Source organism: Streptomyces sp. 3330 (assembly GCF_031456635.1).
GTDB lineage: Bacteria > Actinomycetota > Actinomycetes > Streptomycetales > Streptomycetaceae > Streptomyces.
In genome coordinates this window covers 236957-249140 of sequence record NZ_JAVDVA010000005.1, presented here as the reverse complement: position 1 = coordinate 249140, position 12184 = coordinate 236957, and the positions used below count along the sequence as shown (strand labels likewise).

Sequence of the window (12184 nt, the reverse complement as noted above, 5' to 3'; positions counted from 1 at the left end):
CCAAGCCGGCAGGCCCCAATCCCCGCTCCCGGAGGGTTCTTCCGTGCCGGCTGGAACGCTGTACCGCGGCCGGGAAGGAATGTGGTCCTGGGTGGCTCATCGAGTCACCGGCGTCCTCATCTTCTTCTTCCTGTTCGTTCACGTGCTGGACACCGCGCTCGTGCGTGTCTCCCCCGAGGACTACGACAAGGTCGTAGCCACCTACAAGACGCCGGTCGTGGCGCTGCTGGAGTACGGCCTCGTCGCCGCCATCCTCTTCCACGCGCTCAACGGCCTGCGCGTCATCGCCGTCGACTTCTGGTCGAAGGGCCCGCGCTACCAGAAGCAGATGCTCTGGAGTGTCGTCGGCCTGTGGCTGGTGCTGATGCTCGGGGCGATCTACCCCGTGCTCGGCCACGCCGCTCGTGAACTGTTCGGGAGCTGAGACCGATGGCCACCACTGAAACCACCGCGGCCGGGATCGGCCCCGTCGAGGGCGGTTCCGTCTACGACGTGGACAACCCCGCCCCCTTCATCGAGCCCCCGCGCAAGCGCACCAAGAAGACCCCCCGGTCCACCCGGGGCAACTTCGAGATGGCCGCCTGGCTCTTCATGCGCCTGTCGGGCGTCGTGCTGGTCGTCCTGGTCCTGGGTCACCTGCTGATCCAGCTCGTCCTGGACGGCGGCGTCTCCAAGATCGGCTTCGCCTTCGTGGCCGGCCGCTGGGCCTCCCCGTTCTGGCAGGTCTGGGACCTGCTGATGCTGTGGCTCGCCATGCTGCACGGGGCGAACGGCCTGCGCACGGTCATCAACGACTACGCGGAACGCGCGAACACCCGGCTGTGGCTGAAGGGCCTGCTCTACACCGCCACGGTGTTCACCATCCTGCTGGGCACGCTGGTGATCTTCACCTTCGACCCGAACATCCGCTAGGCGCACGGGACCGAGGGACTGAGAGAACCACTCATGAAGATCCATAAGTACGACACCGTCATCGTCGGCGCCGGCGGCGCCGGTATGCGCGCGGCGATCGAGTCGACGAAGCGCAGCCGCACCGCCGTGCTGACCAAGCTCTACCCCACCCGCTCCCACACGGGCGCCGCGCAGGGCGGCATGGCCGCCGCGCTGGCCAACGTGGAGGAGGACAACTGGGAGTGGCACACCTTCGACACGGTCAAGGGCGGTGACTACCTGGTCGACCAGGACGCCGCCGAGATCCTGGCGAAGGAGGCCATCGACTCCGTCCTCGACCTGGAGAAGATGGGCCTGCCGTTCAACCGGACACCCGACGGCACGATCGACCAGCGCCGCTTCGGCGGTCACAGCCGCAACCACGGCGAGGCGCCGGTCCGCCGGTCCTGCTACGCGGCCGACCGCACCGGTCACATGATCCTCCAGACGCTCTACCAGAACTGCGTGAAGGAGGGCGTGGAGTTCTACAACGAGTTCTACGTCCTCGACCAGCTGATCACCGAGGTCGACGGTGTGAAGCGGTCCGCGGGCGTGGTCGCGTACGAGCTGGCGACCGGCGAGATCCACGTCTTCCAGGCGAAGGCCGTCATCTACGCCTCCGGCGGCACCGGCAAGTTCTTCAAGGTGACCTCGAACGCGCACACGCTGACGGGTGACGGCCAGGCGGCCGTCTACCGGCGCGGGCTGCCGCTGGAGGACATGGAGTTCTTCCAGTTCCACCCGACCGGCATCTGGCGCATGGGCATCCTGCTGACGGAGGGCGCCCGCGGTGAGGGCGGCATCCTCCGCAACAAGGACGGCGAGCGCTTCATGGAGAAGTACGCGCCGGTCATGAAGGACCTGGCGTCCCGTGACGTCGTGTCCCGCTCGATCTACACGGAGATCCGGGAAGGCCGCGGCTGCGGCCCCGAGGGCGACCACGTCTACCTGGACCTCACCCACCTCCCGCCGGAGCAGCTGGACGCGAAGCTCCCGGACATCACGGAGTTCGCGCGCACGTACCTCGGCATCGAGCCGTACACGGACCCGATCCCGATCCAGCCCACCGCGCACTACGCGATGGGCGGCATCCCGACGAACGTCGCGGGCGAGGTCCTGAGCGACAACACGACGGTCGTGCCGGGCCTGTACGCGGCCGGCGAGGTCGCCTGCGTGTCGGTGCACGGCGCCAACCGTCTGGGCACGAACTCGCTGCTGGACATCAACGTGTTCGGCAAGCGGGCCGGCATCGCGGCCGCCGAGTACTCCCAGAAGGCGGAGTACGTCGAGCTGCCGGAGAACCCCGCGCAGCAGGTGATCGACCAGGTGGAGCACCTGCGTTCGTCCACCGGCACCGAGCGGGTGGCGGAGCTGCGCCGCGAGCTCCAGGAGACCATGGACGCGAACGTCATGGTGTTCCGCACGGAGCAGACGATCAAGACGGCGGTCGAGAAGCTCGCCGAGCTGCGCGAGCGGTACAAGAACATCTCGATCCAGGACAAGGGCCGGCGGTTCAACACCGACCTGCTGGAGGCCATCGAGCTGGGCAACCTGCTCGACCTGGCCGAGGTCATGGCGGTGTCGGCGCTGGCCCGCAAGGAGTCCCGCGGCGGTCACTACCGCGAGGACTACCCGAACCGCGACGACGTCAACTTCATGCGCCACACCATGGCGTACCGCGAGGTCGGCGACGACGGCACCGAGTCCATCCGTCTCGACTACAAGCCGGTCGTCCAGACCCGCTACCAGCCGATGGAGCGTAAGTACTGATGGCAACCCCCGTTCTGGACAAGGTCGAGGCGGAGTCCGCGGCCTCTCCGTACATCACGGTCACCTTCCGGGTCCGCCGGTTCAACCCGGAGGTCTCGGCGGAGGCCGTCTGGCAGGACTTCCAGCTGGAGATCGACCCGAAGGAGCGTGTGCTCGACGGTCTCCACAAGATCAAGTGGGACGTCGACGGCACGCTGACCTTCCGGCGTTCCTGCGCCCACGGCATCTGCGGCTCGGACGCGATGCGGATCAACGGCAAGAACCGCCTCGCGTGCAAGACGCTGATCAAGGACATCAACCCCGAGAAGCCGATCACGGTCGAGCCCATCAAGGGCCTGACGGTCCTGAAGGACCTGGTCGTCGACATGGAGCCGTTCTTCCAGGCGTACCGGGACGTCATGCCCTTCCTCATCACGAAGGACACGAACGAGCCCACGCGTGAGCGCTTCCAGACCGCCGAGGACCGCGAGCGGTTCGACGACACGACGAAGTGCATCCTCTGCGCGGCCTGCACGTCGTCCTGCCCGGTGTTCTGGAACGACGGCCAGTACTTCGGTCCGGCCGCGATCGTGAACGCCCACCGCTTCATCTTCGACTCGCGCGACGAGGCGGGTGAGCAGCGCCTGGAGATCCTGAACGACAAGGACGGCGTCTGGCGCTGCCGCACGACGTTCAACTGCACGGACGCCTGCCCGCGCGGCATCGAGGTCACGAAGGCGATCCAGGAGGTGAAGCGGGCGCTGATCACGCGCCGCTTCTGAGTCTCCCGGCTCGCTGAGCCCCACGACATGGCGAGGGCCCCGCTCCTTGGGAGCGGGGCCCTCGCCGTGTGTCGCCGCGCCGGTGTCAGCCGCGCAGGACGCGACCCTGCTTGTCGGTGCGGTCGTTGCTGGTGAGGAACAGGATGCCGTCGACCAGCGCCCAGATGCCGAGGCCGCCGCAGGTGAACAGCTGGGCGATGCCCACGCCGACGGAGCCGACGTAGAAGCGTCCGATGCCGAGGGTGCCCAGGAAGAGCTGGAGGATGCCGGCGACGATCTTGGACTTGTCGGAGTACGGACGACCAAGCGGGTCGACCCCGTAGGGGGCCTGCGGGGTGGGGACGGTCATGAGAACTGCTCCTGAAATGCCTGCGGGAGACCGGTGCGGTCTGCTCCGAAATGGGGAGTCCAGGAGGAACGCGACGCGACGGAATCCCGCGTCGACCGACGTCGACCGATCTCGACCCACGCCCCCGCACGGCTCCGCCATGCCAGGACGTCCCCCCTGTGAATGGTGAGCCTAGAGAAAACAGAGGGTAAAAAGGGAGTACAGATGATCCATCGTTCCTGATCCGTGATCAAAATCAGTCAACTACGTTCCGGAGCACCGTCCATGCCACCGCGACGCCGAGGACGACCGTCGTACCCCTCGGGCTCAGGCGCGGATGCCAGGTGCGGCCGTGCAGGCCCGCCCACATCCAGCGGACCAGCAACGCGAGCGCGTACGGCGAGGCGAGCAGCAGGACCCGGTTGTCGAGCCAGGCCTGGGCGAAGTGACCGTGCATCAGGTCGTAAACCAGGCGGGTGCCGCCGCAGGCGGGGCAGAGCAGGCCGGTGACGAGCCGGAACGGGCACCGCGGGAGCCAGTGGCCGGGCTGATGCGGGTCGGTGACGTAGAGATACGCGGAACCGGCCGCGCCGGCGACGAGCACCGCGAGGGGTGCCGTCGCCGGGTGCCGCAGCGCGGCCGAACACCTCGCGGAGAGGCGTTCCGCGTCAGCCACGCAGGATCCGCCCGTCGGCGTCGGTCTTGTCGTCGCTGACCAGCAGGATGATGCCGTCGATCAGCGCCCAGATGCCGAGGCCGCCGCAGGTGAACAGCTGGGCGAGGCCGATGCCGACGTCACCCATGTAGAACCGGCCGACGCCGAAGCTGCCCAGGGTCAGCTGGAGCACCCCCGCGACGATCTTCGACTTCTCGGAGTAGGGACGGCCCAGGACGTCGTACCCGTAGGGGGCCTGAGGGTCGCCGGTGAAGGTGCCGGGCGGTATGTAGCCAGGTCCGGGGTAGCCGGGCCCGGGATAGCCGGGAGCCTGGTATCCGGGATGGGCGTAGCCCGGGTACGGCGGGCCGGCCTGGGGGTAGCCGTAGGGGCCGGGCCCGGGCCGGCCGGGCGGAGCCGCGTCCTGCGGGCCGCCGGGGCCGGCCGGATACCCGTAGCCGGGCGGCGGCTGCGGCGGCTGCTGGGGCTCCTGCGGCTGCTGTGGCGTTTCGGACAAGGCGAGTTCCCCCGAGGTCAGGTGATCGGATCATCCGCAGATGAGACGAGTGCGGATGAGTGCAGAACATCTTGCAGCAGAAAACCCGCCACGCGGAGACCGGGGTGCTCTTGACCGATTTTCGGGTCCTGTACACCTAATCTGACGGCATGTCAGATGACCAGTCGTACGAGCTGCTCGGTTTCGACAATCTCCTCCTGCCCGTCGGGGATCTCGGCGAGGCGGTCGGCTTCTACGAGCGGGCCGGGTTCACGGTGGGACTGCGGTTCGACGAGGCCGGGATCGCGCTGCTGAAGGTCGGGGGCGAGACGCCGGGGGTCCTGCTCCGGCACGAGGAAGCCCTCGGGCACCGGCCGCCGCCCTGGCCGTCCCCGCGTGTCTGGCTGGAGGTGCCGGACGCGCGGGCGGCGGCGCGGCGGCTGACCGAGGCGGGCATCCCCCCGCTGGATCCGCCGTTCTCCACGTCCACCGGCTGGACCGTCGAGATCGCCGACCCCTGGGGGAACGTGCTCGGCTTCACGGACTACCTCAAGCGGCCCGAGCTGGCGAGGCGTTAGGGCGGCGAAACGACGGCCCCCCTCGGTTGAACGTGTTCAAAACAAGCGCTACAGTCCTCGCACGACAGCGTCTTGAACGCGTTCAGAAAAGGTGGGGAACATGGACCGCACGGTCATCGCCTACGTCGTCTACCTGATCGTCAGCATCGGTCTGACCGTCTGGGTGGCACGGACCCTCAGCAGCAACGGACGGGTGTTCCTCGCCGACGTGCTCCAGGGGAACGAGAAGCTCGCCGACGCCGTCAACCACCTTCTGGTGGTCGGCTTCTACCTCGTCAACCTCGGTTTCGTCGCCCTCTACCTGAGCGGCGACGACACCATCGAGGACACGCGCGGCATCTTCGAGGCCCTGTCGACCAAGGTGGGCGTGGTGCTGCTGGTGCTCGGCGCGATGCACCTGGCCAACGTGTACGTCCTCAACCGGATCCGGCGGCGCGGGGTCATGGAGCGGGAGCAGATCCCGCCCGTCGCCCCGCAGGCCTGGGCCGCTCCCTCGGCGCCCACCACCGGGGCGTGAGCACGATGGCCGCCGCTCAGGCCGCCGACGACCGGGACGCCCGGCGCGTCCCGGTCCGCCGGCTCACCGTGCTGCACGACGCCGCATGCTCCCTGTGCGGGTTCCTGCGCGACTGGCTGGGCCGGCAGCCGCAGCTGGTGCCGCTGGAGTTCGTCCCGGCGGGGTCCGCGCAGGCCGCCGCCCGCTTCCCCGGCCTCGACCACCGCGCGACCCTCGACGAGATCACCGTCGTCGGCGACTCCGGCCAGGTCTACCGGGGCGCCGCCGCCTGGATCGTCACCCTGTGGGCGCTGCGCGAGTACCGCCCGCTGTCCCACCGGCTGAGCACCCCCGCCGGGGCGAAGCTCGCGCGGGGCGCCGTCCTCGCCGCCGCCAAGTGGCGTGACGGACAGGGCCGGTCCGCGGGCTGGGGCGGGGGCGTCTACCACCGTGGCGACGGCTGGTCGTACGACCCGCAGCTGGGCTGGAGCCACCACCCGCCCACCTGTGCGGACGGCACCTGCTCCACTGGCTAGGCTCCTGTACGTGCCCGCGAACAACGACGGTCCCGCCGAGGCCGCTACCCCGTCCGAGCCCCATGAGGCCGCTGCCGCGACCGAACGCCATGAGGCCGCCCCCACGTCCAAGTCCGAGCAGACCCGCGCTCTGATCCTGGAGACGGCGATGCGGCTGTTCCAGGAGCGCGGCTACGACAAGACGACGATGCGGGCCATCGCCCAGGAGGCCGGCGTCTCGGTCGGCAACGCCTACTACTACTTCGCCGGCAAGGAGCACCTGATCCAGGGCTTCTACGACCGGCTCGCCGCCGAGCACCGGGAGGCCGTGCGGGACATCCTGGCGCGGGAGACCAGCCTGGAGGCGCGGCTGGCGGGGGTGCTGCGGGTCTGGCTGGACGTGGCCAGGCCGTACCACGAGTTCGCGGTCCAGTTCTTCAAGAACGCCGCCGACCCGGACAGCCCGCTCAGCCCCTTCTCCGCCGAGTCGGAGCACGCGCGCAGGGAGGCCATCGCCGTCCACAAGGAGGTGCTCGCGGGATCGAAGGCGAAGGTCCCGGAGGAGCTGCGGGAGGTGCTGCCCGAGCTGATGTGGCTCTCCCAGATGGGCCTCGTCATGTACTGGATCTACGACCGCACGGAGGGGCGCGAGCGCAGCTACCGGCTGGCCGGCCGGGGCGCGCGTCTCACCGCGCGGGGCGTGGCGCTGGCCCGGTTCCGGGTGCTGCGGCCGCTCGTGCTGGAGGTCCACGACCTGTTCACGGACTTCCTGCCCGGCATGACCAACGCCCTGCCGGACCCCGCGAGGAAGAGCCCGCCGGGCCGGACGGGCTCGGCGGACCCCGCGGGCTCCTCGGACCCTGCGGGCTCTTCCTCGGGCTGAGTCAGCTCACCTCCGCGCCTTCCTCCAGCTCCACGTCGTGGACCAGGGGCTCCCCCGCGACCGTCAGCTGCCGGGCACGGGGAAGCAGCGGCGGTGCGGCGGTCGTCGCCAGCAGATAGGTTCCCGGTGCCGGGACGGAGAGGATGTACGAGCCGTCGGCGAGGGTGGCGACGCGGTCCAGTTCCCGCCCGCCCGTCGACATCAGGGCGACCTTCGCGTCCTCGACGGGTTCACCGGCCGTGTTCCGGACGAAGCCGTGCACGGCCGAGGCCGGTCCCTCGCCCGGCGCGGCCGTCATCGGCGCCGCCTCCTCCTTGGGCTCGACCGCGAGGTGCGGCAGCCGCTTCTCCAGCCACCCGGGCAGCCACCAGTTGGAGTCGCCCAGCAGGTGCATCGCGGCCGGGACCAGCGCCGTGCGCAGGATGAACGCGTCCAGCGCGACGGCGGCCGCGAGACCGACGCCCGCCATCGCCGCGCCCGCGTCGCCGCTGAGCACGAAGGCCAGGAAGACGCAGACCATGATCAGGGCGGCGGAGTTGATGACCCGGCTGGTCTCCGCGAGGCCCACCCGGACCGCTCGCGCGTTGTCCTTGGTGTGCACCCACTCCTCGTGCATCCGGCTGACCAGGAAGACCTGGTAGTCCATCGACAGGCCGAAGAGCAGGGACAGCATGATGACGGGCAGGAAGGCGTTGATCGGCCCCTCCTTGCCGAGGCCCAGCAGGTCGAGGCCCCAGCCCCACTGGAAGACCGCGACGAGGACGCCGAAGGAGGCCGCGGCCGCGATCAGGTTCATCACGGCGGCCGTCAGCGGCACCACCAGGGAGCGGAAGGCGACCAGCAGCAGCAGGAAGCCCAGGCCGATGATGGTGGCGATGAAGAGCGGCAGCCGGTCGCCGGTGACCGTGGCGAAGTCCTTGGACACCGCCGTGACACCGCCCACGTGCGCCTGGGCCCCGGCCCGCGGGATGACGTCGTCCCGCAGCCGGTCGATCAGGGTGTCCGTCTCCTCGGACTGCGGTGAGGTCGTCGGCACCACCTGGATGACGGTGACCCCGCTCGCGGGCGGCAGCGCGGCCACCCGGGCGACGCCGGGCGTGTCCTTGATGCCCTGGGTCAGAGCGGTGGCGTCGCCGCCGTCCACGACCACTTGGAGGGGGCCGTTGAAGCCCGGTCCGAAACCCTCGGCGAGCAGGTCGTAGGCCTGCCGGGTGGTCGTCGACGCGTCGTCGTTGCCCTGGTCGGTGGCGCCGAGGCGCAGCGACAGCACGGGGAGCGCGAGGACGGCCATGACGACCAGCGCGAGGGCGGCGATCGTCCGCGGCCGGCGTTGCACGCCCGTCGACCAGCGGGCCGCGGGACCGCTCGCCTTCTCGGGCTCCGGGCCGGTCGCGGCCAGCAGCCGCCGCTGCTTGCGGCTCAGCACGCGAGCGCCGAGGAAGCCGAGCAGGGCGGGCAGCAGGGTCGTCGCGGCGAGGACGCTCAGCACCACGGTCAGCGAGGTGCCGATGACGACGCCGTCGAGGAAGCGCAGGTTCGTCACCAGCATGCCGGCCAGGGCGATGCACACCGTGCCGCCGGCGAACAGCACCGCCCGGCCGGAGGTGTTGAGGGCGGTGACCGCCGACTCCTCCGGGTCCAGGCCGCGCAGCACGCCCTTGCGGTGCCGGGTGACGATGAACAGGGCGTAGTCGATGCCGACGCCGAGGCCGATCAGCGAGGACAGCAGCGGGGCCAGGTCCGGGATGTCGGTGACATGGCTGAGCAGCTGGGTCGAGAACAGGCCCATGCCGACGCCGAAGATCGCCACGGCGAGCGGCAGCAGCATCGCGTACAGCGAGCCGAAGGCCAGGAACAGGACCACCGCCGCGGCCGCGAGGCCGACCATCTCGGCGAGGCCGGTGGGCGGTTCCTGGACCCGCTGGACGGCCTGGCCGCCCACCTCCACCTCCAGGCCGTCCCGGCCGGCGTCCCGCGCGGTGTCGACGACGTCCTGGACGAGTTCCTTCGGTACGGCGTTCGCCTGCTCGGTGAAGGTGATCTGGGCGTAGGCGATCCGCCCGTCACCGCTGATCTGCGCCGCGCCCGCCGCGTCCGCCGCGTAGGGGCCGGTGACCCCGCCGACGCCCTTCATGCCCGCGATCCTGTCGAGCGCGGGCTGGATCCGGGAGCGCACGTCCTGGTCCCGGACCGAGCCCTCGTCGACCTTCCACACGACCGTGTCGGTGTCGCCCGCGCTCGCCGGGAACGCCTTCTCCATCAGGTCGTACGCCTTCTTGGAGTCCGTGTCGGGAAGGGAGAAGACGTTCGCGTAGTCCGTGCCCGCCGTCGAGGCCGAGAATCCCAGGCCGAACAGCGCCCCCACCCAGAGCAACAGGACCACCAGCCGGTGCCGATAGCACCAGCGCGCCAATGCCGCCACGCTCAATCTCCTTCAACAGATCGTCGGTCGGTCCCCCAGGTCCTGGGCAACAGGATCGGTGGCGCCACGTGTGCGTGGACATGTGATGACCATGACTCTCAAGGAACTCCAAAGCGTGAACCGGCGCGATCGCCGGTGGGTCACCGGATACTGGGGGCATGACGACGGCTTCCGGCACGGTGCTGGTCGTGGAGGACGAACCGAGCATCGCGGACGTCCTGGCCATCGCCCTGCGCTACCACCGCTTCGAGGTCATGGTCGCGGGCACCGTCCGCGAGGCCCTCGCCCTCGCCGACCGCACCCGGCCCGACGTGGCCCTGCTGGACGTGATGCTGCCGGACGGCGACGGCCGGGCGCTGGGTCGTGAACTGCGCTCGCGCAGGCCGGACCTGGCGCTGGTGTTCCTCACCGCGCGGGACGCGCCGACCGAGATCGTCGGCGCCCTCGGCTTCGGCGACGACTACATCACCAAACCGTTCGACATCGACGTGGTCGTCGCCCGCATCACCGCCGTGCTGCGCCGCACCCGGCCGGCCGACGTCCTCCCGCAGCGCCCGCCGCTGCGGTACGGCGACCTGGAGCTCGACGAGACGACGTACAGCGTGCACCGGGCGGGCCGCTCGGTCGAGCTCACCCCCACCGAGTACGCGCTGCTGCGGTTCCTGGTGCGCAACGGCGGCCGGATCGTGCCCAAGGAGCAACTCCTGCGCCACGTCTGGCAGTACGAGCACACTCCGCCGGAGTCGACGGTCGTCGAGACCTACATCAGCTATCTGCGGCGCAAACTGGACGTCCTGGGGCCGCCGGTGATCACCACCCGGCGGGGCGTCGGATACGGGCTGGCGTGAGGCGCATCCACCGGCACGGCATCCACTCGCTGCGTGCCAAGCTGACGGCGGCGAACGTGGGGCTGCTGGCGCTGGGCATCGTCGTCGCGACCGCGGTCAGCCTGATGGGGATGCGGCACTACCTGGTCGACCAGGTGGACGCCGAGCTGACCAAGATGCGTGACTCGCTGGGCAGTTCGCGGCTCACCCTGCGCCAGATCGACTCGCTGTCCGTGCTGAGCGTCGTCAGCGACCGCCTCGTGCCGCAGGTCACGGACTCCGGCTCCCGGCCGGCGCCGGACTCGATCTTCACCGCCGTCGACGGCCGGGGCACCGCCCTGACCATCTTCGACGTCGAGCCCACCGAAGCCCAGCGCGGCCTCGCGGGCGCGGTGTCCGACCCGCTCGCCCTCTCCACCGACGCCGACCCGCACGACGTCACCGTGCACGGGGACACCTACCGCGCGACCGCGACCCGGCTGACCGACGGCACGTACATCCTGCTGGCCACCTCCACCGAGGCCCTCCACAAGGGCATAGCGAAGGCCTTGAAGCTCGATCTCGCCGTCGGCACGCTGCTGCTGGCCCTGCTCGCCTGTCTGACCCTGTTCAGCGTGCGGCGGCGGATGCTGCCGCTGGAGGACATGGTGGAGACGTCGTCGGCGATCGCCGAAGGCGACCTGACCCGGCGCGTGCCCTCCAGCCACCATCCCACCCAGGAGGTCGAACAGCTGCGGCTCGCCCTGAACTCCATGCTCCACCAGGTGGAGACGGCGTACCGCACGCGCGAGCACAGCGCGGCCCAGCTGCGCCGCTTCGTGGCCGACGCCTCGCACGAGCTGCGCACCCCGCTCTCCGCGATCCGCGGCTATCTCCAGCTGTACGACCAGGGCATGCTGGTCGAGCCGGACGAGCGCCGGCGGGCCTGGGACCGGATGAACGGCGAGGTCGACCGGATGGGCCGGCTCGTCGACGAGCTGCTCACCCTGGCCCGCCTCGACCAGCGGCCCGAACTGCGGCTGCGGGGCGTCGACGTGAGCCGTCTGGTGCGGGACTCGGCGCAGGACCTGCGCGCGCAGCAGCCCGGGCGGCCGGTCACGGTCGAGGCCGACGGAACCGTGCTGGTGCGGGCCGACGAGTCGGGACTGCGTCAGGTGCTGGGCAACCTGGTGGCCAACGTGCGCACGCACACGTCCGCCGAGGTGCCGGTGCGGCTCGGGGTGGAGCGGGCGGACGGCGTCGTCCGGCTGTCGGTCGAGGACAAGGGGCCGGGGCTGGGGCCGGAGGACGCGGCGCGGGTCTTCGACCGCTTCTTCCGGGCCGGGGGCGGCGCGGGCAGCGGGCTGGGCCTGGCGATCGTGCAGGGGGTCGTGCACGCGCACGGCGGCGAGGTGAGCGTGCGGACGGCTCCCGGCGAGGGGCTGGCGGTCACGGTGACCCTGCCGGCCCGGCCCAAGGCCTGCGTCTGACCGCCTGCCCCGGAGGGCCGCCCCCGCGGGACTCGTCGAGGCGGGCGCCGTGCG

14 protein-coding genes are annotated in these 12184 nt (G+C 70.6%); 10 read left to right on the top strand and 4 right to left on the bottom strand.

Translation table 11 applies throughout. The features are described from left to right. Positions 1 to 43 precede the first annotated feature (43 nt). Genes sdhC through J2X68_RS11270 form a run of 4 tightly spaced genes read left to right on the top strand, consistent with a single transcriptional unit; the run spans position 44 to position 3461 of the window. On the top strand, positions 44 to 424 hold the full coding sequence (sdhC, locus tag J2X68_RS11285) for a succinate dehydrogenase, cytochrome b556 subunit (protein ID WP_272112828.1): 381 nt from the start codon (positions 44 to 46) through the stop codon (positions 422 to 424). Positions 425 to 429: 5 nt separating this feature from the next. Next, the gene (locus J2X68_RS11280; RefSeq protein ID WP_310432320.1) at positions 430 to 912 is read left to right on the top strand and encodes a succinate dehydrogenase hydrophobic membrane anchor subunit; all 483 of its coding nucleotides are present in this window, start codon (positions 430 to 432) and stop codon (positions 910 to 912) included. 33 nt (positions 913 to 945) lie between these two features. Beyond that, entirely contained in the window at positions 946 to 2700 is a 1755-nt protein-coding gene (sdhA, locus tag J2X68_RS11275) for a succinate dehydrogenase flavoprotein subunit (protein WP_310432319.1), read from the top strand. Further along, complete coding sequence (locus J2X68_RS11270; RefSeq protein ID WP_189920427.1) at positions 2700 to 3461, top strand: succinate dehydrogenase iron-sulfur subunit; 762 nt, start codon at positions 2700 to 2702, stop codon at positions 3459 to 3461. The genes sdhA and J2X68_RS11270 overlap by 1 nt, the downstream gene beginning before the upstream one ends. An 85-nt stretch (positions 3462 to 3546) precedes the next feature. On the opposite strand, the gene J2X68_RS11265 is transcribed toward J2X68_RS11270, so the two are convergent. The 3 genes from J2X68_RS11265 to J2X68_RS11255 all read right to left on the bottom strand — a co-directional run bounded on the left by J2X68_RS11265 (position 3547) and on the right by J2X68_RS11255 (position 4961). Then, a complete protein-coding gene (locus tag J2X68_RS11265; RefSeq protein WP_310432318.1) occupies positions 3547 to 3810 on the bottom strand; it encodes a TM2 domain-containing protein in 264 nt (87 codons plus the stop codon). A gap of 235 nt (positions 3811 to 4045) precedes the next feature. After that, on the bottom strand, positions 4046 to 4465 hold the full coding sequence (locus J2X68_RS11260) for a DUF2752 domain-containing protein (RefSeq protein ID WP_310432317.1): 420 nt from the start codon (positions 4463 to 4465) through the stop codon (positions 4046 to 4048). Then, positions 4458 to 4961 carry a TM2 domain-containing protein gene (locus J2X68_RS11255; protein WP_310432316.1) on the bottom strand — a complete coding sequence of 168 codons (504 nt, stop codon included), beginning with the start codon at positions 4959 to 4961 and terminating at the stop codon, positions 4458 to 4460. Before J2X68_RS11255 ends, J2X68_RS11260 begins: the two co-directional genes overlap by 8 nt. Before the next feature lie 149 nt (positions 4962 to 5110). Between J2X68_RS11255 and J2X68_RS11250 the strand changes: the two genes are divergently transcribed. The 4 genes from J2X68_RS11250 to J2X68_RS11235 all read left to right on the top strand — a co-directional run bounded on the left by J2X68_RS11250 (position 5111) and on the right by J2X68_RS11235 (position 7412). Further along, entirely contained in the window at positions 5111 to 5518 is a 408-nt protein-coding gene (locus J2X68_RS11250; protein ID WP_310432315.1) for a VOC family protein, read from the top strand. 100 nt (positions 5519 to 5618) lie between these two features. Next, a complete protein-coding gene (locus J2X68_RS11245) occupies positions 5619 to 6035 on the top strand; it encodes a hypothetical protein (RefSeq protein ID WP_310432314.1) in 417 nt (138 codons plus the stop codon). A gap of 5 nt (positions 6036 to 6040) precedes the next feature. Beyond that, positions 6041 to 6550 carry a DCC1-like thiol-disulfide oxidoreductase family protein gene (locus J2X68_RS11240; protein WP_310432467.1) on the top strand — a complete coding sequence of 170 codons (510 nt, stop codon included), beginning with the start codon at positions 6041 to 6043 and terminating at the stop codon, positions 6548 to 6550. A gap of 10 nt (positions 6551 to 6560) precedes the next feature. Then, positions 6561 to 7412, top strand: a complete 852-nt coding sequence (locus J2X68_RS11235; RefSeq protein ID WP_310432313.1) for a TetR family transcriptional regulator — start codon at positions 6561 to 6563, stop codon at positions 7410 to 7412. A gap of 1 nt (position 7413) precedes the next feature. Here the strand turns inward: J2X68_RS11235 and J2X68_RS11230 are convergent, their stop codons facing one another. Beyond that, a complete protein-coding gene (locus J2X68_RS11230; protein WP_310432466.1) occupies positions 7414 to 9825 on the bottom strand; it encodes an MMPL family transporter in 2412 nt (803 codons plus the stop codon). A 167-nt stretch (positions 9826 to 9992) separates the two neighbouring features. On the opposite strand from J2X68_RS11230, the gene J2X68_RS11225 reads away from it, so the two are divergent. Both J2X68_RS11225 and J2X68_RS11220 read left to right on the top strand, forming a co-directional pair. After that, entirely contained in the window at positions 9993 to 10682 is a 690-nt protein-coding gene (locus tag J2X68_RS11225; protein WP_310432312.1) for a response regulator transcription factor, read from the top strand. Continuing rightward, a complete protein-coding gene (locus J2X68_RS11220; protein ID WP_310432311.1) occupies positions 10679 to 12130 on the top strand; it encodes a HAMP domain-containing sensor histidine kinase in 1452 nt (483 codons plus the stop codon). Before J2X68_RS11225 ends, J2X68_RS11220 begins: the two co-directional genes overlap by 4 nt. Positions 12131 to 12184: the final 54 nt, after the last annotated feature.

Bases quoted from the DNA above. Each gene is read 5' to 3' on its own strand.
- J2X68_RS11265 (WP_310432318.1), bottom strand. From the start codon at position 3,810: ATGACCGTCCCCACCCCGCAGGCCCCCTACGGGGTCGACCCGCTTGGT.
- J2X68_RS11250 (WP_310432315.1), top strand. From the start codon at position 5,111: ATGTCAGATGACCAGTCGTACGAGCTGCTCGGTTTCGACAATCTCCTC.
- J2X68_RS11270 (WP_189920427.1), top strand. From the start codon at position 2,700: ATGGCAACCCCCGTTCTGGACAAGGTCGAGGCGGAGTCCGCGGCCTCT.
- J2X68_RS11240 (WP_310432467.1), top strand. From the start codon at position 6,041: ATGGCCGCCGCTCAGGCCGCCGACGACCGGGACGCCCGGCGCGTCCCG.
- J2X68_RS11225 (WP_310432312.1), top strand. From the start codon at position 9,993: ATGACGACGGCTTCCGGCACGGTGCTGGTCGTGGAGGACGAACCGAGC.
- J2X68_RS11280 (WP_310432320.1), top strand. From the start codon at position 430: ATGGCCACCACTGAAACCACCGCGGCCGGGATCGGCCCCGTCGAGGGC.
- J2X68_RS11245 (WP_310432314.1), top strand. From the start codon at position 5,619: ATGGACCGCACGGTCATCGCCTACGTCGTCTACCTGATCGTCAGCATC.
- sdhA (WP_310432319.1), top strand. From the start codon at position 946: ATGAAGATCCATAAGTACGACACCGTCATCGTCGGCGCCGGCGGCGCC.